Source organism: Pediococcus siamensis, from assembly GCF_047220215.1.
GTDB classification, from domain to species: Bacteria; Bacillota; Bacilli; order Lactobacillales; family Lactobacillaceae; genus Pediococcus; species Pediococcus siamensis.
This window is the reverse complement of the sequence record NZ_CP178375.1, coordinates 203,620-224,279: the sequence shown is the minus strand read 5'-3', so window position 1 is coordinate 224,279 and position 20,660 is coordinate 203,620. Positions and strand designations below refer to the sequence as shown.

Annotated in this window: 19 protein-coding genes and 1 other annotated feature; of the genes, 8 read left to right on the top strand and 11 right to left on the bottom strand. The window is 42.7% G+C overall.

Annotated features, from left to right (window positions below; translation table 11 throughout):
• Nucleotides 1-146 precede the first annotated feature (146 nt).
• On the bottom strand, nucleotides 147-1,535 hold the full coding sequence (gene brnQ, locus ACLJJ6_RS01040) for a branched-chain amino acid transport system II carrier protein (RefSeq protein ID WP_412989621.1): 1,389 nt from the start codon (nucleotides 1,533-1,535) through the stop codon (nucleotides 147-149).
• A 421-nt stretch (nucleotides 1,536-1,956) separates the two neighbouring features.
• Nucleotides 1,957-2,207, top strand: a binding site (T-box leader).
• Nucleotides 2,208-2,274: 67 nt separating this feature from the next.
• Between brnQ and ACLJJ6_RS01035 the strand changes: the two genes are divergently transcribed.
• The 7 genes from ACLJJ6_RS01035 to folP all read left to right on the top strand — a co-directional run bounded on the left by ACLJJ6_RS01035 (nucleotide 2,275) and on the right by folP (nucleotide 8,060).
• Nucleotides 2,275-3,408: a vitamin B12 independent methionine synthase gene (locus ACLJJ6_RS01035; protein ID WP_412989620.1), complete on the top strand. Its 1,134-nt coding sequence runs from the start codon at nucleotides 2,275-2,277 to the stop codon at nucleotides 3,406-3,408.
• A gap of 176 nt (nucleotides 3,409-3,584) precedes the next feature.
• The gene (gene folB, locus ACLJJ6_RS01030; RefSeq protein ID WP_412990401.1) at nucleotides 3,585-3,953 is read left to right on the top strand and encodes a dihydroneopterin aldolase; all 369 of its coding nucleotides are present in this window, start codon (nucleotides 3,585-3,587) and stop codon (nucleotides 3,951-3,953) included.
• On the top strand, nucleotides 3,946-4,434 hold the full coding sequence (gene folK, locus ACLJJ6_RS01025; protein WP_412989619.1) for a 2-amino-4-hydroxy-6-hydroxymethyldihydropteridine diphosphokinase: 489 nt from the start codon (nucleotides 3,946-3,948) through the stop codon (nucleotides 4,432-4,434). Before folB ends, folK begins: the two co-directional genes overlap by 8 nt.
• An 8-nt stretch (nucleotides 4,435-4,442) precedes the next feature.
• On the top strand, nucleotides 4,443-5,012 hold the full coding sequence (folE, locus tag ACLJJ6_RS01020; protein WP_412989618.1) for a GTP cyclohydrolase I FolE: 570 nt from the start codon (nucleotides 4,443-4,445) through the stop codon (nucleotides 5,010-5,012).
• A 4-nt stretch (nucleotides 5,013-5,016) separates the two neighbouring features.
• Nucleotides 5,017-6,336 carry a bifunctional folylpolyglutamate synthase/dihydrofolate synthase gene (locus tag ACLJJ6_RS01015; protein ID WP_412989617.1) on the top strand — a complete coding sequence of 440 codons (1,320 nt, stop codon included), beginning with the start codon at nucleotides 5,017-5,019 and terminating at the stop codon, nucleotides 6,334-6,336.
• Nucleotides 6,329-6,937, top strand: a complete 609-nt coding sequence (locus ACLJJ6_RS01010) for a non-canonical purine NTP pyrophosphatase (RefSeq protein ID WP_412989616.1) — start codon at nucleotides 6,329-6,331, stop codon at nucleotides 6,935-6,937. Before ACLJJ6_RS01015 ends, ACLJJ6_RS01010 begins: the two co-directional genes overlap by 8 nt.
• Nucleotides 6,924-8,060 carry a dihydropteroate synthase gene (gene folP, locus ACLJJ6_RS01005; RefSeq protein WP_412990400.1) on the top strand — a complete coding sequence of 379 codons (1,137 nt, stop codon included), beginning with the start codon at nucleotides 6,924-6,926 and terminating at the stop codon, nucleotides 8,058-8,060. The genes ACLJJ6_RS01010 and folP overlap by 14 nt, the downstream gene beginning before the upstream one ends.
• A gap of 207 nt (nucleotides 8,061-8,267) precedes the next feature.
• On the opposite strand, the gene ACLJJ6_RS01000 is transcribed toward folP, so the two are convergent.
• The 8 genes from ACLJJ6_RS01000 to ACLJJ6_RS00965 form a co-directional block, all read right to left on the bottom strand.
• On the bottom strand, nucleotides 8,268-8,753 hold the full coding sequence (locus ACLJJ6_RS01000; protein ID WP_412989615.1) for an isochorismatase family protein: 486 nt from the start codon (nucleotides 8,751-8,753) through the stop codon (nucleotides 8,268-8,270).
• 410 nt (nucleotides 8,754-9,163) lie between these two features.
• Nucleotides 9,164-10,504: an FAD-dependent oxidoreductase gene (locus ACLJJ6_RS00995; RefSeq protein ID WP_412989614.1), complete on the bottom strand. Its 1,341-nt coding sequence runs from the start codon at nucleotides 10,502-10,504 to the stop codon at nucleotides 9,164-9,166.
• Nucleotides 10,505-10,686: 182 nt separating this feature from the next.
• Nucleotides 10,687-12,435: a pyruvate oxidase gene (gene spxB / locus ACLJJ6_RS00990; RefSeq protein WP_412989613.1), complete on the bottom strand. Its 1,749-nt coding sequence runs from the start codon at nucleotides 12,433-12,435 to the stop codon at nucleotides 10,687-10,689.
• Nucleotides 12,436-12,596: 161 nt separating this feature from the next.
• Nucleotides 12,597-14,051, bottom strand: coding sequence for an Nramp family divalent metal transporter (locus tag ACLJJ6_RS00985; RefSeq protein WP_412989612.1), 1,455 nt, complete (start codon nucleotides 14,049-14,051; stop codon nucleotides 12,597-12,599).
• Nucleotides 14,052-14,094: 43 nt separating this feature from the next.
• On the bottom strand, nucleotides 14,095-14,556 hold the full coding sequence (locus ACLJJ6_RS00980; RefSeq protein WP_412989611.1) for a universal stress protein: 462 nt from the start codon (nucleotides 14,554-14,556) through the stop codon (nucleotides 14,095-14,097).
• Nucleotides 14,557-14,844: 288 nt separating this feature from the next.
• Nucleotides 14,845-16,299, bottom strand: a complete 1,455-nt coding sequence (locus ACLJJ6_RS00975) for an MFS transporter (protein WP_412989610.1) — start codon at nucleotides 16,297-16,299, stop codon at nucleotides 14,845-14,847.
• A 273-nt stretch (nucleotides 16,300-16,572) separates the two neighbouring features.
• Nucleotides 16,573-17,136 (bottom strand): UbiX family flavin prenyltransferase, encoded by a 564-nt coding sequence (locus ACLJJ6_RS00970; RefSeq protein WP_412989609.1) that lies wholly within the window; start codon nucleotides 17,134-17,136, stop codon nucleotides 16,573-16,575.
• A gap of 87 nt (nucleotides 17,137-17,223) precedes the next feature.
• A complete protein-coding gene (locus ACLJJ6_RS00965) occupies nucleotides 17,224-18,699 on the bottom strand; it encodes a UbiD family decarboxylase (RefSeq protein ID WP_412989608.1) in 1,476 nt (491 codons plus the stop codon).
• A 153-nt stretch (nucleotides 18,700-18,852) separates the two neighbouring features.
• On the opposite strand from ACLJJ6_RS00965, the gene ACLJJ6_RS00960 reads away from it, so the two are divergent.
• Nucleotides 18,853-19,749, top strand: coding sequence for a LysR family transcriptional regulator (locus ACLJJ6_RS00960; RefSeq protein ID WP_412989607.1), 897 nt, complete (start codon nucleotides 18,853-18,855; stop codon nucleotides 19,747-19,749).
• An 84-nt stretch (nucleotides 19,750-19,833) separates the two neighbouring features.
• Here the strand turns inward: ACLJJ6_RS00960 and ACLJJ6_RS00955 are convergent, their stop codons facing one another.
• Both ACLJJ6_RS00955 and ACLJJ6_RS00950 read right to left on the bottom strand, forming a co-directional pair.
• Complete coding sequence (locus ACLJJ6_RS00955) at nucleotides 19,834-20,223, bottom strand: hypothetical protein (protein ID WP_412989606.1); 390 nt, start codon at nucleotides 20,221-20,223, stop codon at nucleotides 19,834-19,836.
• Nucleotides 20,224-20,225: 2 nt separating this feature from the next.
• On the bottom strand, nucleotides 20,226-20,657 hold the full coding sequence (locus tag ACLJJ6_RS00950; RefSeq protein ID WP_412989605.1) for a YoaK family protein: 432 nt from the start codon (nucleotides 20,655-20,657) through the stop codon (nucleotides 20,226-20,228).
• Between the last annotated feature and the right edge of the window lie 3 nt (nucleotides 20,658-20,660).

The window sequence follows — 20,660 nt, the reverse complement described above, 5'->3', positions numbered from 1 at the left end:
GAAAGTTTCATTTCCGCAAATTTAAAGAAACCCATTTCATTACGACTAAAAAAGACGGCACCTAGTCACGCTAGGATGCCGTCTTTTACTTAATATCAAGAATGTGACTCCTTAAACCTTTCCGTCCTTCACAGCCTTTTTAGCCGTTATGACCAATCGGATTCACTCACCGTTTCGTGTCCATTTGCCCAGATTCGTTGGCCCACATAAATTCCCAGGCCAATCGCAAAACCGATAATGGCAGGCAAGAGCCACGCAAACCCTTGAGAGAATAGGGGTAGATATTTACTCTCAAAATTGGTAAGGCTTTGTACAACCATTGATTTGGCAATCACTGCTGGAGCTGCGTTCAAGCCATCCACAGCTGCTGGAACAAAAGTAAAAACAGTGGTCCAGATATAAACGACCCGAGCACGCTTAAACAGCGGTGACAAGAGCGATAAAATAATCAATGTAATGCACAGCGGATAAATAAACATCAAGAACGGCATGGCCGCATTGATAATGGTTTCGAACCCAAAATTGGAAACGATAAACGAAGCAATCGAGACCACGATCACATAAGTTTTATAGCCAAATTGAGGAAACAAGCCACTAAAGGCGGTCGCAAAAGAAGTTGTTACCCCCACGGCTGTCGTCATGCAGGTGATGGTCGCCATAAATGCTAAAATGTAGACACCCGCATTGCCAAAAAAGTACTGCGTAATTTGACCTAAGGCAATACCACCATCATTTGCGATTTTCAAATGTCCTAAACTGGTAACCCCCACATAGGCTAATCCAGCATAGATAACGGCCATGGCACTTGCTGCCAAAATTCCCGCTTTAATTGTCAATTTTGCCACTGACGATTCTTTTTTAACGCCCAACGCTTTGATCGCCAAAACCACGACAACTCCAAATTCTACTGACGCCAGTGCATCCATGGTTTGGTAACCTTGAATAATCCCGTTGCTCAAAGCACCATTCTTCCAAGCACCTGTCACAGCATGACCACTCGTTGTTCCCATTGGTTTAAAGATCGCAACAACAATAAGGAAAACCACCATTGCAATAAAAATCGGATTTAAGTAACGTCCAAGATAATCCACTACTTTGTGGCGGTTAATGGCAAACAAAATCACGGCCGTGAAAAAACAAGCGGAATAGATTAACAACCAGATGGGGGCACTCGCTGCGCTAACATGCGTCGCAATGCCAAATTCAAATGGAACGGTTGCTGTTCGTGGTGTCGCAAACGCTGGGCCAATTGCGATGTAAAGAATTACGGTAAAAATCAAAGCGTATGTTTTACCAATCGGTTGTGCCAATTCATATACCCCATTTGTTCGGGTGATGGCAATTGCTGCTACGCCTAATAACGGTAAAATCGTTCCCATAATGATAAACCCAATAATTGAACTAATAAAAGCCGATCCCGATTGCTGCCCAATTTGAACAGGAAAGGTTAAATTACTTGCCCCAAAATACATCCCAAATAACATTGATGCCACCACAATAAGTTCTTTCCATGTAAATTTGTGCGTTTGTTCCATAAAAATACCCGCCTTTCCAGATTATAAAATGAATGAAATAAAAAACGTCCTTTGGATAATAAAATCCAAAGGACGTTTCCACGCGGTACCACCTTATTTCGTAAGCTTCTCACAAAGCCTACCTCACCATGTACGCCGTGCTTTTGCACTTGATACATTGGCACGATAATGGGTGCATCCATAATTATCTCATTGATAATTCCGCTGGTAATTGTCTTTCCAAATTAGGAACTATGTTTTCTCAGCACCAAACACTTTCTAAAAGTTCGCTAACTTGTATTCCACAAATCACTTTCACACGTGGTTCTCATTTATATTTAATGTTGCTTATTATACGAGCCCATATTCAATCTGTCAAATCTTTTTTCATCTTGACATCCCATTTAATCCGCGCTAAGCTAAGGCCAAGTTAGATATCAATTAAAAAACAGTGAAGAGATGAGTAAGATTTTCCGCTTTTACAGAGAGCCTCCCTTGATGTAACGAGGTAAAGCGGTGAATCCGAAGATGGTCTTGGAGAATAAGTTACATTGAGTCTTTGACAAAATGTAAATGGATCGCCCATTATCGCGAAAAAGCTTCGAATTAGGAGCTTTCTAAGAAAATAATTGTGAAATTATTTTAAATTAAGGTGGTACCGTGACCATTGCTTTACGCAGGCTCGCCCTTGACGTTAATCGTCGAGGACGAGTTTTTTTATATCTACGTATCTAATTACACCCAAAAAGGAGTTTTTTATATGACTATTCAAACAGAATTACACGCACCCTATCGTTTTGACCAAGTTGGCAGTCTTTTACGATCGGCAGCCTTAAAGACCGCCCATCAAGTTTTTGCAGACCAAAAAATTTCCGCCGCCCAACTAGAAGAAATTCAACATCAAGAAATCAAAAAAATTGTTCAAAAACAAGTTGAATTAGGCTTACACGCAGTTACTGACGGTGAATTCAGCCGCTCTTGGTGGCACCTTGATTTTCTTTGGGGTCTTAATGGTGTTGGTAAATATGACTATCACCAAAGCTACAAATTTCATGGTCAACAAACCAGAACGGACAACGCTTACTTAACCAGCAAAGTTAGTTATAATCCTAATCATCCTTTTTTTAAGGCCTTTACCTTCCTAAATTCGATTGTTCCACAGGGGGTTCAAGCCAAACAGACAATTCCATCCCCGAGCTTGCTATTCCGTGATAATCGTAGTGATAATGCGCCTGAATTTTACGAAACGCACCAAGCTTATTTGGATGACTTGGCAACGGCTTATCACAAAACACTTTTGCATTTTTATGAAATTGGCTGTCGTTACATCCAGTTAGATGACACGACGTGGGCTTTTTTGATTAGCAAACTAGACGAAAACAAAACTGATCCGCAAGCGCAGGCGCCTTTCCGTAAAATTGCCGAGGATTCCGTGTACGTTATCAACAAATTGTTAGCTGATCTTCCGGAAGATTTAACGATCACCACTCATATTTGTCGGGGAAATTTCCGTTCCACCTTCCTATTTTCTGGTGGGTATGACGTGGTTGCCGACTATTTAAGCCAGTTAAACTATGACGGCTTTTTCCTAGAATATGATAGCGATCGCGACGGTGATTTTAAACCCTTGGCAAAAATTTGGAATCACAATCCCAAAAAACGCATTGTGTTGGGCTTGGTCACTTCTAAATTCCCCGAATTAGAGGATCCGCAACAACTGGTTACTCGGATTCAAGAAGCGCAACAGGAAGTCCCGCTTGAAAATTTGGCCTTATCCACCCAATGTGGTTTTGCTTCCACCGAAGAGGGCAACAATCTGACCGAAGCACAGCAATGGGCCAAACTTAACTTGGTCATTGAAACAGCTAAAAAAGTTTGGCAGGATGCGGATTAATTTGGCCGCTTAAATTCTCAACAATAAAATAAATTTCATTAAAAAAGTCATTTCTGGCCCCTAATCGCGCAGAAATGGCTTTTCTTTATTATAAAGACGTTCAAAAAAGACTCACCTGCTTAAACATGATACTATTAGAGGGTAACAAATTGCAGAATTTATTTGGGGGAATCAACTTGGGAAAAATTAGAATTAATAATATGAGTTTTCACACCTTTAATGGCGTCTTTGCCGAAGAAAAAAAGTTAGGCCAGCGCTTACAAATCGATGCTGAACTCACCTATCCCATTGAAACGAAAGTGCAACATGATGATTTGAAAGAAACCGTCAGTTATGCCGACGTTTATCAAACGATCGAGGACTTTGTTTTGAATCATAACTTTAACTTGATTGAAAGTGTCGCCAATCATCTATTGCAACTCATTTTAGACAAATACCCCACCATTGAAGCCGTTAAACTGAAAGTTCGCAAATACAGCGTGCCCATTGCGGGAATCTTTGACAACGTTGAAATTGAAGTTTCTGGAGATCGTCATCATGAGTAATCAAGTCTATTTAAGTGTCGGATCTAATATGGGCGATCGAGCTGCTAATTTATCTCAAGCCGTGGCACAACTCAAACAAATTCCCGGCGTTGTCGTCCAACAAGTTTCGCCGATCTACCAGACACAGCCTGTGGGTGGTGTTGTCCAAGATGATTTTTTAAATATTGCCATCCGGCTAGTAACCTCACAAAACGCGCATGATCTGTTAAATAGCTTGCATCAAATCGAACAGCAACTTCGACGCAAACGGTTGGTTCACTGGGGTCCCCGCACGATTGATCTGGACATTCTCTATTTCAATCATGAAACGTATCATGATCAAACGCTGACGATTCCCCATCCAGAAATCAAAAATCGCCGTTTTGTTTTAATTTCGTTATTAGACGTTTTAAACGATGAACAGCTCATCACACAAACTAAACAGCAACTAGAAGCCACTCCAGACCAAAATTGGGTGGAAATTTATGGTAACAAGAGGTAAGTCAATCTATGAATAATGAAAACACAAAAAAAATCGAGACGGCGATTCACACCATCATCGAAGCAATCGGCGACAATCCCGATCGGCCAAGCATTCAAGAAACGCCCGCGCGGGTTGCAAGTGCCTATGCGGAAATTTTTTCTGCAACTGGCAATGAACATTTTGAAGATTACAAAATCTTTGATGTCGAAGAAAATGCTGGTATGGTGCTGGTACAAGATATCCCTTTTTATTCCATGTGCGAACACCATCTGCTCCCGTTTTTCGGCACTGTTAACGTAGCCTATGTTCCGCAAAACGGTAAAATTATTGGTCTCAGCAAAATTCCACGGTTAGTAGACTTTGCTTCGCATCGCCCGAGTGTTCAAGAAAACATTACGGTTCTCATTGCAAATGAGCTACAACGCATCTTGAATCCTAAAGGAATTGCGGTATCCATTTCAGCACGCCATATGTGCATGGAAATGCGCGGTATTAATAAATCTGGTCTTTTTACCTACACAAACAAATTTTTAGGTGTCTTTAGCAGCGACCACGAACTTAAAAACGAATTTTTACAACAGACGCATCAGAGGTAGGCTCATGGTAAATCAGGCACAACTAACCTATGAAAAATTAATTGCCGAAATGAATCACCAAATGTTGGTTACGGATGGAAATCGGGTTGCCATTTTACAGGATCTGTTGGCCGCTTTGGACCATCCCGATCACGCTTATCAGATCATTCATATTGCCGGGACAAACGGTAAGGGATCCACTGGTGCTATGTTGAATGCAATTTTGCAAAAAAATGGTTATCACGTTGGCCGTTTTTCTAGTCCGGCCATGCTGGATGATCGTGAACAAATTCAATTGGACGGGCACCTTATCAGTTATGATCAGTTTCTTGCGGCCTACCACCTCATTAGCCAGACCGTGACAGCTAAAGTGGCGAAAACGCCCCTTTCTATTTTTGAGTGGTTTACCTTAATTGCCCTTGTAGCCTTTAAACAAGCCAACGTTGACTTTGTTATTCTCGAAGTCGGCCTTGGGGGCAAAAATGACGCCACTAACGCAATCGATGCCCCGCTTCTTAGCGTAATTACTCACATTGATTACGATCACACACAAATTTTAGGGAAGACCATTCGTAAAATTGCGACCCAAAAAGCCGGCATTATCAAATCTGGCGCGGCAGTCATTGTCGCTCCTGCCCAAAAGCGCGTCACCCGCCAAGTTTTGCGGCAGACCGCCAAAGTTAATCATACGCCCATTCATTTTGTCCGTGAGCTACACGTCAAAATTCTTGAGGAGACACCCAGAGGAACTACAGTAACCCTTAGCGGACCATTGATTCCTGCCCAAACGATTCACTTACGCCTTTTGGGAACTTTCCAGATTGCTAATCTAGCCACGGTCCTGAGTACTGTCACTTGGCTGCAACAACACCATGTTAACTTAGCAACTGCTAACGTACATGCGGCTCTAGCCGAAATTCAAATTCCGGGTCGCATGCAGGTGTTACAGCGTCAACCCACCGTTTTTTTAGATGGTGCTCACAATCCGGACGGAGCCAAACAACTTGCCCAAACCTTACGGACGCTGTATCCACATCAAAAGTTCGTTTTTCTGCTTGGTTTTTTGGCGGACAAAAATTATTTTGAGATGCTGCAGATCTACCTGCCTTTAGCAAAGGCCGTCTACGTGAATACACCCAGTCAACACGCGCGCGCCCTAACGCAAGCGCAGCTAAAAGCGGTTATCCTACGCGACTGCCACTTTCCAAAGGACCGTGTATTTGCTGAACCAACTTCCGCGGATAATCTTACTAGCGCTAAACAAAAAGCCACGGCAAACGATGTCATTGTCATTACTGGTTCGTTTTATTTTATTAAACAATTTGAGGGTGAACTGCATGTTTGATCAACCACTACTGATTGCCTCTAACAACTTAGATAAAACTGCTGAGTTAGCTGCCTGTTTGCAAAGTTTTGCAATTGCTGCTCAATCTTACCAAACCGTAAATCCGCGTTTGGCTTTTCCAAGCGAAGGCACCAGCAGTTATTTTCAAAACGCCCGTCAAAAAGCCTTATTTATCGCCCAAAAACTCCCGAAACATTCTATTTTAGCCGACGATTCTGGAATGCTCGTGGCCGCTTATCCACAAAGATTTGGCGTGCAGACCTCCCGACAGCTGGCAGCCTACCCAGGGGATGCGGCAAAAAATCAATATCTCATTGCTTTAGTGGCCGGCCAGGACCGGCACGTGACCCTGCGGACCGATTTAGTTTTATGGACACCAAATCATCGTCTCTATCACAGCGTGGGGGTCTTCACCGGAACTTTCAGTCACGAAGAACGAGGCCAAAACGGCTTTGGTTTCGACAAAATCCTTATCCCGGACGCTCAAACCAAAACGTTAGCCGAGATGACGACGGCTGAAAAACTGCCCTTTCTTCATCGGACCAAGGCAGTCAAAAATCTATTAGAAAAGGTGGCGCATGATCAATATGAAAGTATTTGATTTAACTCCCAGTTTTGCAGATTCCCCGTCTTTTTCCGACCAACTGGTATACCGTTCATTAATTCAAAATCGCCACATTGCCTTGCAGTTTACGTCAGTTTCTAATTCGGAACAACAATTTATGGAGCCACTTTTAGCGACGTTTGATGCGCCTGTAGAACGCCGCTCAGCGGACCTAAAAACAGTGATCCCCTTAGCAGCTTTTCAATTGTTTCGAAGTCGGCTAATTGCTAAGTTCCCCAATTTAGCCGCTGATTTACAACAAATTTATGAAAACCACGCTATTTACTGGAACTACGGCACACAGCACCGTGATTTGACGGCGTCTCCTTTGATTTATGGTATTTTAAATCTGACACCGGACTCCTTTTATGACGGCGGACGCTATGTTGAACCGGAAAAAATTAAACAGCGTATTCAGGCCATGGTCGCCGCTGGAACCGACGTGATTGAATTAGGCGGCCAGACCACGCGGCCAGGGTTTAAGGAAATTCCAGCGTCTGAGGAACTGAATCGCATTATGCCGTATATCGACTATCTCCACGCAGCCTTTACCGGGCTCCCCATTGCCGTGGATACGTACAAATATGAGGTAATGCAGGCACTGGTCAAAACGCAAAATGTCGCAATTATTAATGATGTTAATGCTTTTACAGATGACTCCCGCAAACTTGCCTTACTAGCACCCACTAATATTGGTTTACTCACCATGCACAGCAGTCGAACTACCGAGTATGATAATTTAACCCAAGAAATGCAAAACTTTTTTGAGCGTAACTTATTGCAGCTGCAAAATGCCGGTATTGCCCGTGAACGCATTGCGCTTGACCCGGGAATTGGCTACGCTAAAGTAGCTGATGGTTATCAAGACTACGCTATGATGCGTAATATTGATCAGTTCAACCAGTTTAATCGACCGACCATGATTGCCATTTCCCGAAAAGGCTTTGGCGCAAAACTGTTTGGTCTCAAAAAAGAAGACCGGCTCCCTGTAACCTTAATTGCAGAAACCTATATGGCTCTGCACGGAGGCAACATTTTGCGGGTTCATGATATTGCCGAAACAAAGCAATTAATCAAAATGCTTCAAACTATTCAAAATGGGTACTGGGTGCGTCCATAAGGTCAGGCACAGAATTGGTTTTTCTTGAACGACTGACTGGGAGAGGCTGGGAAAATTTCCCTGTCTTTTCGGGCCGCCGAATTTTAATAACTAAAATCGGAGCAAGATTAACTTCTCCAATTAACAACAGAAGCCGAACGATTCAAAGAACGAATCAGTCGGCTTCTGTTGTTATACGCGGAGTTAAAGTCCTTTTTTAGTTATTTTTTAATCCAAAAGTCTGGCAAAGCTGCCATCCCAAATATTTTCGTGATGCTTAATGATCGTGTGTGCATCCAATAATTCAGAATCAAAAGTCGTCGTGAGCCCCCGTTTAACCTCTACCTGATAATCCAAGTGGCAGGCAACCCGAATGGTTATGTCCACACAGTACTCCGTTTGCCCACCGCAAATTTCAATCGAACGGACGTTATACGTTTTTAAATAAGCTTCCAAATTGGTGTGATAAAAAGCATCAGGTTTAGTCTTAACGATAAATTCATCTTTTTGCGCGTCAAAGTTTAGATTATCCACAAGTTTGAAATCGTCTGTATCACTTAAAATATCTTCGTTCGATGTTTGAATAAAAAAGATTGCTTTGCGTTCCTGCCGATAAAGTGCAATTCGGTCATTAATTTGTGAGACAACCCGGTCAAAATCTGCCATCCCTTTTAAAGCATTTTGCATATCAATTACAACTAGTGCGTCTGCCATAATCTCTCCTCTTTCATAAATCATGTTTGTCCTGTCAATTACCTACCGAAACCTATTCCCAAAAGCTTAGATTTCTAATCAGTGATCTTTTACAAGTCCGCGAAATACTAAAAGAAAAGATCGAAAACTTTTTGTAAGCAACTCCCCAAATGAGCATCTTATTCCATCATCATACAACTAACTGCCAAGAAAGTAAGCGCTGTTAAATTTTATTTAATGGTTTCTTAAAAAGCTGGTAATCTTACTTCAATAAAAATAAGCGTCACGTAAAAGCCCGCTTATTTTTGGTGTTAATTTCTTTTCTTGATGGCTCCAAAATTATGGCGCGAATAGCCAATTACGGCATTATGTCGGAATTGCCTTTTGAAACGCCACAACGCCACCGCATTTTTGGCTGTGAAACCTAAATGTTATTCCTTCGCACTCTGTTGAACAGCCACCATCGCCAGCGCATTCACATAATTGATCGGTTGATCAAAGTTGGGTTGGAAGAACATATCCACCATTGCCAAATCATCAATCGTCATCTTATTTTGAATGGCCAACGAAATCACATTCGCCGATTGTGCACAATCATAAGCACTGTAAAAGGCACCGCCCAGAACAACACGCGTTTTCGAATCCCAAACTAATCGCATCAAGATCGGCGCCGTACTCAACATAAACTCTGGCCGGTAATTTTCTTCATGCGTTACACTCGCCACTTCAACCCCACGAGCTTTAGCCCCACTAACCGTCAGTCCCGAAGAAGCCAATGTCTTCCCAAAAAGGGCCACTGCTGAAGAAGCCTGCGTACCTAAATATTTAACAGTTGGTTTGGCGATATTATGACCAACCAAAATTCCTTGCCGCACCGCATTTGTCGCTAAAGGAATGTAATCATCTTTCTGCGTGGGATTGTAATGTACCACAGCAGCATCGCCCGCCGCATAAATATCTGGGTCGGAAGAGCGCATGTACGCATCGGTAATAATGGCGCCATTGGGCAGCATTTTGACTTTACCTTTTAGTAAGTCTGTTGCCGGCCGAAAACCAGCGGATAAGACCGCAAAATCTGCCGTATACTGGTGTTTGGTGGTCGTAACTGTAACTTGTTGCTCACCCGCAAATTTTTGAACCATCTCATTCATGGCAAGCTTAACGCCGTGTGCTTCGAAATCTGCTTCGACCCGGGTACTAATTTGTTCATCGAAATTTTTTGCCAAGACATGGGGGAGTCCGTCAATTAAAGTGACTTGCTTGCCAGCTTGCGCCAACTGTTCCGCTAGTTCTGCACCAATATAGCCTGCGCCAATGATCACAACAGATTTAGCATCTGGTGAAACCTGCCGCAATTCTTTGGCATCTTGCCAATCTTTGCACAATTTCACGTGAGGATTGTCTACACCTACAATTGGCGGAATTACCGGTGCAGATCCCGTTGCCATAACCAACTTATCGTAAGAATCCGTTGTTACTTCACCGGAAATTAAATCTCTCACTCGGATTGTTTTCTTATCTGGATCAATTTCCAACACATCATGTTGCATTTTCATTGTGGCGCCTAGCTGGCTTAATGCCTCTGGTGAACTGTAAAACATTTTGTTCGGATCAGAAACATGATTGCCGACCCATAAGGCGATTCCGCAGGATAAAAACGATAAATTATCATTACGTTCATATACTGTCACTTCATAATCTGGATGTTCAGTCAAAATTTGTTGGGCAGCAAATGTCCCGGCATGGGTTGCCCCCACTATAATCACTTTCATACAAATCCTCCTTATCTGTGCCATTACCGATGTTAATCTCACAACGCTATTTTATTCACCTAATCGTTGGTGTCAATGCTTAAAAACACTAATCATACCGAAATTGCTTGTTTTCTTAAATTTGCGCCTCATGCAAAAAATGCCACCCAACCCTAAAGGAGGTGAGCATTTTTTTGAGGGCTTTATTCCACTTCAAATTCATTTAAATAAACACTCAGTGGTTCTAACGCTTCTGCTTCATAGCGGCGTTTGAATTCAGCAATTTCTTCGGCACTATGGGTTGCAGGATCCAACTGCAGATTTTCTGCAGGCAGCGGTCGATTAGGCCGAATTTTGACATCGATCACTACTGGTCCTTGCGCATTTGCGGCTTCATCAAAGGCCGCTGCTAACTCCGCATGAGAACTGACGGAAATACCTTGAGCGCCCATCCCGTTAGCTATTTTGGCATAATCGGCCCCTTGAAGAGCAACGCCAAAGAAAGTCTGCTTTTCATCTTCTTGTTCATCTTTAATAAAATCGAAACTGTTATTCGAAAAAACCACGTTAATGATTGGCAACCATTCTTTAACCTGCGTTAACACATCTTGCATGACCATTGAAAACGCACCATCACCGGTTAAATTAAAAACTTGACGGTGAGGATAGGTTAATTTACTTGCCAAAGCTGCGCCGATGCCATACCCCATCGTGGCAAACAGTGCCGACGTGGTAAACTGCTGTTGAGGATTCATATTTAAAAAGCGCAAACTATTCATTGTGACATCACCAACATCAATCGCAAAAATTGCATCATCTGTGGCAATGCGATTAATTTGTTTGAATACCGCCCCCACTTCGACTGGATCTGTTGTTTTATCAGCTAACTGATGCAAATAAGCTCGCCAGTTCCTCATATTAGCCACACAAGCTTGATAAAATGGCCGTGCTGGGACTTCTTCACTTTGTGCAATTAGTTGTGTCATCGCTTTTTTAGCATCGCTTAAAATCGGCACATCCACGTGATGTCGTTTCCCTAACTTCGCAGCATCAATATCAATTTGAATAAACTTCACTTCTGGGCGGAAAAGATTTTTCGTGCGCCCAAACGGAAAATCAGAGCCAATCATCATGATAAGATCAGCTTTGGCTAAGGTTTCATTTCCAGGCTTCGTTGCCACGCGATAAGCCGACCCCATGTTAGCCTCAAAGTCATCGGGAATAATTCCTTTTGAAATGGAGGTCATAACTACCGGTAACTTCAAACGATCCGACAAAGCAATCAATTCTTCTGTCGCGCCTTTCACACCAATACCAGCAAAAATGACTGGCCGTTTGGCACTAGCAATCAAGTCCAAGGCCTGTTGAATGTAAGCTTTATCCGGTTCTGGGAAAAGCGGTTGAACAAAACTATGCCCTGAAGCCCAAAAATCATTAGGGATCTCTTGGCGACCCAAATCATTCGGAATGGTCACCACCGCCACGCCATTTTCTTTGTAAGCTCGCCGGATCGCTTCATCAATCACATGTGGCAAACTTTCCGCAGTCATGACTGTCCGATTATAAACGGAAACGTCCGCAAACATTGGGTTCTCATTCATTTCTTGGAAAGAATCCCAGTTCATATCTGCAGTTCCAACTTGACCCACAAGTGCAAGCACCGGCACATGGTCCATTTGGGCATCGTATAAACCATTAAACAGATGAGTGGCTCCAGGCCCAGCCGAACCAAAACAGACACCGATTTTTCCAGTTAACTTCGCGTGGGCAGCGGCAGCCAGGGCACCAACTTCTTCATGGCGTACTTGCACATAGGCAATTTTATCCCCCTCAACACGCAAAGCATCCATCGTGCTGTTAATTGAACCTCCCGGAATCCCATAGACATGCTTGACACCCCAGTCTTCTAAAACCTTCATCATTGCAATTCCAGCATTAATTTTGTCACCCATCGTTTTGCCTTCTTTCTCAAGCAATTGTGCTTATTTTTAATAACGTTCACTATGGCTGTAGTATCTCACGGAATAATTCGCAAAGTAAAAGAAAACGCTCACAAAAAGTCACCAAAAAACTGCCGCTCCCACTCCGGATGCGACAGTTTCAAAGCTTATGCTTATAACGTTTGAATGATCAGCCAAATATTTAAGATAATTAGGATAATTGCGGCCACCCATGCACATACATTGACCCACATGCGGTTTGCAAATTCGCCCATAATTTTCTTGCTTCCTGTAAAGATAATTAGTGGCACCATCGCAAATGGCAATGCAACACTGAGGAATACCTGTGAAAATGTCAGCAAGTTTTCAATTTGCGCTTCATTTCCATGATAGTAAATCGCAAAGCCTAACACTGGCAGAACGGAAAGCAAACGTGTCAGTAAACGTTGTGCCCACAGTGGCATGCGTAACCGAATGAAACCTTCCATGATAATCTGTCCAGATAGCGTCCCTGTAATGGTCGAGCTTTGGCCAGACGATAGTAACGCGACCGCAAACAACATACTCAGAATCGGGCTGGCAATGGCCCCGACGATCTTAGAATCGCCCAAAGCATTGTATAAATCAACGAAACGCCCTAAATCAGAATTGGTCCCGAAGAAAAGTGCAGCACCCAAAATTAAAAGGAGACAGTTAACCACAAATGCCAAGGTCAATTGCATGTTGGAATCGGCCACGGTATAACGAATGGCACTCCGCACACTCTTATGATCCTTACGATCGAAGTTCCGCGTTTGTGAGATTGAAGAGCCTAAATACAGATTATGCGGCATAACCGTCGCACCCACAATTCCTAAGCCAATGTAAAGCATAGATTGATTTTGAACTAAGTCCTTACCAGGAACAAATCCCCGGAAAATTTCCGGTACATTGGGTTGTGCCAAAATCACTTCATACAGGAAAACAAATAGAATAACGGCTACCAAGGTTGCCACAATTGCTTCAATTTTTCGAAATCCTAGTTTCATTAACAGCAACAGCAGTAAAACATCAAATGCTGTAATGATGATACCGACAATTAACGGGAAGCCAAACAGCAACTCTAACGCGATTCCTGACCCAATAATTTCCGCAATATCAGTGGCCATAATAGCTAGTTCTGTAATAATGAATAAAACAATACCACCAAATTTGGAAGTTTTCTCACGCGTCAACTGCGCCAGATCACGTCCCGTCACAATTCCGAGCCGCGCTGCCATCGCTTGTAACAGCATCGCGATTAAACTCGAAAGCAAAATCACACTAATTAATCGATATTTAAACTGAGCTCCACCAGAAATTGAAGTAATCCAGTTACCAGGATCCATATACCCTACAGACACCAGCACACCCGGACCTAAGTAAGCCAGGAAAGTTTTTAATGGCCCCGCATTTTGTGGGACTTCAACACTTCCGTTAATTTCATCCAAAGACTTGTTGGCGCCATCTGTAGAAGAAATAATATGGTGTTCTTTCCGGCCATTAGCGAAACGATTCTTTGTGAACCGGACCTTTAGCTTTTTTGACTTGCCACCCTTTTCCGCAACTTTTACCTCTTTGATCTTATCTTGATCGCTATTTTTTGCCATAGCATTTCCTCTTTTCTAACATTCTCAAAATTCAATCTCTGAATTATCGAACTACGATTACGGAAACGTTTGCCCGCCTTGCAATCCTTAATCCTACTGCACCAGGAACTCGATGGCTTGCATCTTCTGTATCAGAGCCACAAACAATCAAATCTGGTTTAAACTTTGGAATCACCTTTTCTAAAATCACATCGTCAACATCACCGGCACCCACGGTCAAACCTGTGACGTGATCTACACCGAGTTTTTCGGCAATCGTCATATAATCTTCCACCGCTTGGCGAACATCATCTTCTTTTTGATCAAGCTTCCCCGGGGTCATGACATCAAAAATATTGACATCATCATCTTCTAAAACAGACACGATACACAACTCAATTTGGTAGTCATGGGCCATCGTTGCTGCATAGCGAAAAGCACGCGTTGAAGAATTTGGATCATCAGCATCAACTGTTAGTAACACTCGGTGAAACACAAACGGTTCACTTAATTCATCAGCTTGCATAACTGTCCTCCTTACTTGTCTTGTCCTTTTGTATTCATACCACCTAAATGATAGTAACACTTACAGCCCCAAATTTCTATCAAAAAATAACCAGAATTCAAAAAAAAGTAAATAACGGCCTATTTTTATTTTAGGCATGCCTTATTTTTCTCCTGAATTCAGCCTGACAGTCAAAAAAAGATCTCAACCACGTTTGCAATCGCAGTTGAGATCTCATTCAAAAAATATTTTGCGTTAAAACACGATGATCAAGTTTTATATGGTAGCTTAGACAGACCGCCTAATCACTTAATCTTCTGAAAATTCTGTTTCTAACTCAGCTTCTTCGAGTTTTGTTGTTTTCTTGGCTTTTTGAGCGCGAGTACTCTTATTAATAATGACTGTAATTAGCGCAACGATCGCCATGACACTCAAAATAATGTAGTCCACTGCTGAGCCTTGCCGCATTTCGACCACCGTGGAACCACCGTGCAATTCTAACGCACTCACAACGGAGGCAAGGATAACCGTCCCCATCGCTCCGGCGTACTGTTGCATCATATTGAAAAGCGAATTTATGTCGCCTCGTTTTTCTGGTGCAACTTGTTGACTGGCAGCTCCCATGACATTTCCGAAACTGAAAGCAACCCCAATCCTTAAGATGACAAACAAGGTTAATAGGATCATGGAAGTCATGACATTGTTCAAGAAGAAGAACAGAACAACAGATGCTAATAAGCAGATATTCCCCACCATCAAAGGTAAGAAGGCCCCCTTCTTATCCATAATGGCTCCTGTACTTGGTGAAATAATCGCGCCGATCAAAGCCCCTGGAAGGACTAATAAACCTGCTACCATTGAACTTTGCTTCAAGTTCACTTCCGCAACCATTGGCAATAACCAAGAAATTCCGATATTAACGAAAGCTAACACAAAGTAGTTGACTAAGTGCAACCAAACGGCCCGTTTCTTTAACAGCCCAAAATCTAAAACTTCACGCGAACTCTTGGTGTTATACCAAGCATAGCTGCCCAACAAGATTAAGGAAACAATCAGTGAAAGCCAGAAGGCACCAGATGTCCAGCCTGCGAGTCCAGCTTCGTTAAATGTCCATACAAATCCGATCAAAACTAAGCTTAGCCATACCATGCCGACACTATCAAACGAAAGTTTTTCACCTGCTTTACGCTGAACAGGAATGTCAATACTGCTGATTCCCATAAATAAAATGATAATACTGAGTGGCAAAACAACCCAGAAAATCCAGCGCCAGTTCATCAAAGTGTTCAAAATACCACCGTATGTCGGTCCTAAGGCTGGTGATAGTGAAGTCAACATGCTAGCGACCCCATTATAAGTACCAACGTGTTTGCTAGGAATTTTAACATTAATAATTTGGAACATCAGCGGTGTGGCTAATCCAGTTGCAATTGCCTGTATCATTCGTCCAATAAGAAGGACCCAAAAGCTACCTGCAATGGCACACACAACGGAACCCACGATAAACGCGGTTGCCGAAAAAATAAAAATCGATCGGAACTTAAAGCGGCGCATAATAAAAGCCATTGCCGCCATCATAATTGTGACCAAAAGTAAATATGCCGTCGTGATCCACTGAACGGTTCCCACACTGACATTAAACAAATTGCTTAATGTATTCATTGTCACATTTAGTGAAGTTTCTACCAGAATTCCCATAAACGAGATCATTCCGGCGGAGACAATCGCTAATTTTGTTTTCAATGAAATCTTATCTTCATCCATGTTTCTGTCCATCTCCTACATTTTTCTCAATTCCGAAATAAGGGTTGCAGTCCATAAATTGGGTTAACTGACTGTCTTTAGTAAGTTTAAGTGACACATTGTTAAAACCGCCAGCTCACGCCAGTAAACTTTGTCAATTTAAGGCTTCCATCCCTTGTTTTTAAATAAAAATTTAAATTATTTCAAAACACAAGGACACGCACAGCGATGCCATTCACTGGTGTGTCCTCACATAAAATACCTATCTTTAATCTTTTCTCTGCTCTCTAAGTGTTATTGCCCTTGCCATCTTTCGTCGACCTCATTTGGAATTTGGAAAGCATCCAAAATTTTCATTGTTTGGTGATTAATGAGGTCTTGGATCGTCTTCGGATGGTTATAAAAGGCCGGAATGGGCGGAATGATCTGCGCACCAATTTTGGCGAGTTTTGTCAGGTTTTCCAAATGAATAACACTAAGCGGTGTCTCACGCGGAACAATCACTAACTTACGCTGTTCCTTGATCGTGACATCGGCCGCGCGTGCAATTAAATTATCGCCGATTCCGTACGCAATGCTGGCCACCGTTTTCATGCTAGCTGGTACAATGACCATGCCGTCGTTTAAAAACGAACCGCTGGCAATTGCCGCGCCCTGATCGTTGATATGATACACTTCGTCAGCCAAGTCGTTAATTTGTTTTAATGAATAATCTGTTTCAAGCTCTAAATTTTTCTTAGCCCACTGGCTCATAACCAAATGGACCTCAACACTGTCCAGCTTGTGAAGCTTTTCCAACAAGTCAATAGCGTAGGCCGTTCCTGATGCACCGGTGATCCCCACGATAATTTTTTTCATTTCTGCACCTTCTCACGATAAAATTGTGACTGATACCCTATTATTCCTAATCCTTTTAAGAACAAACTTTCCTGACCCCAAATGAACTTATTTTAAATATTTTTCCCAGTCTTTAACTTCTTTGAATTGGGCACGTTCAAATTGATCCTTCATGTCAAATGGCACTGTCCCATCAATAACTAATTTTGAAGACATTCCTCGTGTTCGGATTGACTTCGGATCATATTCAGGGCGCTCGGAAGGATCCAATGGATGGTTCCGCATTCCTGGCAGCACCATGATGTCCTGATCTGCTTGGAAACGTGTATTAATTGTCCAAACCACATCATTCATATCAAAGATATCGACATCTTCATCTACCAAAAATACCGTCTTCAATTCCTTAAATGAGGAGAACGCGAGTAAAGCGGCTTGACGTTGGATACCTTCGTCTGCGGCATTATCCTTGTGGATTTGCATAATTGTCATCAATTTTCCGCCACCTGCTGGAGGATTATAAACATTTAAAACTTTGCCCGGAATGGCACGGTTGGTCAAAGATAAAATGCTTGCTTCCGTTGGAATACCAGCCATGCTGACATGTTCTTCAGAAGGTCCAATTACACTTTGCATAATGGGATCTTTACGATGCGTAACCGCCGTGACTTTGATTACTTGCAAGGCCGGATTGGCATCCCCATCATAACCAGGAAATTCAGGCATTGCTTTGCCTGTATGCGTGTTAATATCTTCTTGAATACGTTCGTTAGGCATGATGTAGCCTTCCAAAGTGTACTCTGCACGCGCCAAAGCTTTTTCATCAACCGTTAATCCGTCAACTAATTGCACTGCTTCTTGACGAATCGCACCAGCAACACCTAATTCGTTATAACCGAGTGGTGTTGTCGGTGGCTCAAAAGTTGCCCCGATTGTAATGGCAGGATCCAAACCAATGTTAATCGTGATTGGCATTGGTTTATTCATCTTTTCGTATTCATCAGCGAACGCGCCAATGTGACGGCCACCAGGCATAATGTAGATACCTAACTTGTCCTTATCTTCCAAAACCATCCGGTGAATTGTCACATCACTCATGGTTTTTTCTGGATTAGACCCATAAACCACGCCAACGGTAATATATGGTCCTGCATCTTGAGGCGTATTTGTTGGTGCTGCCACTAACTTACGAATATCAAAGTCCGGATCAGTTGCCTTATGCACAACTTCATGTGTTGGGGCATCTTCTTCTTTGACTGTAACAGGGTCCACTGGTTTTTCTACAGCATCATTTAAAAACTGGCCAAGTGTGTGATAATCATGATGGAACATCTTACCAACCCGTTTACGGCTAGCCATTAAGCCCGTCAATACCCGGGTATGTGGAAAACCTTTGACGTTGTTAAACATCATTGCCGGACCTTCTTGTGTCGGGCGTTGCACCGTTCCACCGGCACCAATATAACGATAGACACCAGATAATTCTGCTTCTGGGTCTACTTCAACATCTGTTTCATGATATTGTCCAGGTTCTTGCTTTAATTCATCAAGAACTTTACGTAAATCATAAACATCTTTTTCTGCCATGCTAATGACCTCCTAAATCCACTTTTATCGAGTAGTCCACACAAAATCGGATTACTTTTTACATTCTTCATTATATGAGCATAAATCCTTGCGAACAAATCGCGTTTCGACTAACATTATTCTCAAATGGAATATTAAATACGAGGCAAACTTATGACATTTGATGACTTAAAAGATTTCATCACTTTATACCAAACCCGCAATGTTTCTGATGCAGCGGTTGAACTTTTGATGACCCAGTCTGCCCTCTCCAAGCGTATTCATGCCATGGAGGCGGAATTAGACGCTAAACTGATTTCGACAAAAAACAAGCGCCACCTGACCATTACAGAAAGCGGCGAAGTGTTTTTTCGATATGCCGAAACCATTCTCACTCAGTACGAGCTCCTAAATGGCGAACTTGCCGAATATCGAGAAATGCGAAAGGGAACCTTGACTATCGGGAGCATCCCCGTGCTTTCTCCCTACGGCCTAATGGATAAGCTCAATCAATTTATGACCGATTATCCACAGATTAATATCCGCCTACAGGAATTAGAAGGCGACGAGCTTTTGGAAAAATTACAAACGAACCAGTTAGATTTAGGCATTTTGCGCAGTGTCCAAACTTCCCTGCTAAATAAGTCGCAATTTCATTTTGTTGACATTGACCGCGATGAACTTAAAGTGGTCCTCGCGGCTGATCATCCTCTCACTAAGAAGGCTAGTCTGACCATGGCCGACCTTAAAAATACCGATGTCGTCGTTCTCAGTCCCGGTTCCGGAATTTATGAACGGGTAGGCAAACTTTATCAGCAAGCTGGTTACACACCTAACATTCGCTTTACGACAACACATATTGAAACGTTGATTGGTAGCATTGAAAATTCACGGCGTATCACCTTTTTGTTTGCGAAATCGGCCCAACCATTTTTAAACGAGCACCTCGTCATGCGTTCATTCAACCCACCGCTTTACAATGAACTGCAGTTGGTTTTTCCTCAGGGGAAATTAACCCAAGTAGGCAGACGCTTCGTCAATTATTTAGCCGATTCTAAGCCTCAATCCTAGCATCTTGACACATTCTCAAAAAATACCCTAAAAAAGCCAAATTCATCCAGAAATTTTTTTCGGATTGAATTTGGCTTTTTTATTTTAGAATTTATGTCTGCGTCGCTGACTGCGCGTTTCTGGTTCAGATTCTGCGCGTCCACTGGTTTCTTTTGACGTTGCCATTTCTGGATGGCGTTTGCTTCGTGAAGTTGTAGCTGTCTTTGTATCTGTGGCGGCCGTTTCTTGGTCAGGTGTTTTTTGAACTTGCTTACCGTTTTGAGCTAGATAGAAAATAGCGCCTAAAACTAACACGGCCGGTACCAAGATGGCAGCATCTTTTAACCAAGGGACAAAGATACCGGAAAGAAAAGCACCAGCAGCAAAGCTACCAATCACGATCCCAGTATCAGCGGCCTTTTGTTGTGCCGTTACATCATGGTGAAAATAACCGACGTACAGGTTCTCTGCGGTTGCCCGGATACTCCCCGTCATCATCAAAGATGTAAACGGTGTGCCTTGTAGGTTCGAAATTCCTGCAGTTGTGCCGCTGCTGTGATGGCCAATAAAATGACGGTCAACACATCGGGTGCATTACTGCTAATCATAGCCACTAGCACCATTAAAACAAATTCATAACCCAATACAAAGTAGGCCCGGCGTCCGTAATTTTGTTTAAAAGCATGCTGCACATGGCGAATAAAAATCGTTCCCAAACCAAAGGCCAAGAGTGCAATCAGATAATAGCCGACCTTGGCAAAATGACCCTGACTTAAATTCACCCCTAACAGGATTAAGTTCCCCGTTTGCAATCCTGCAAACACACCACCGTGCTCCAAATACGTATAGGCATCCAAGCCACCGGCAATGGCTGCTAAAAAGGCGCCAAAATATAATTGCTGATAGGCAGGATAGACTTGTCTTCTCAAAAT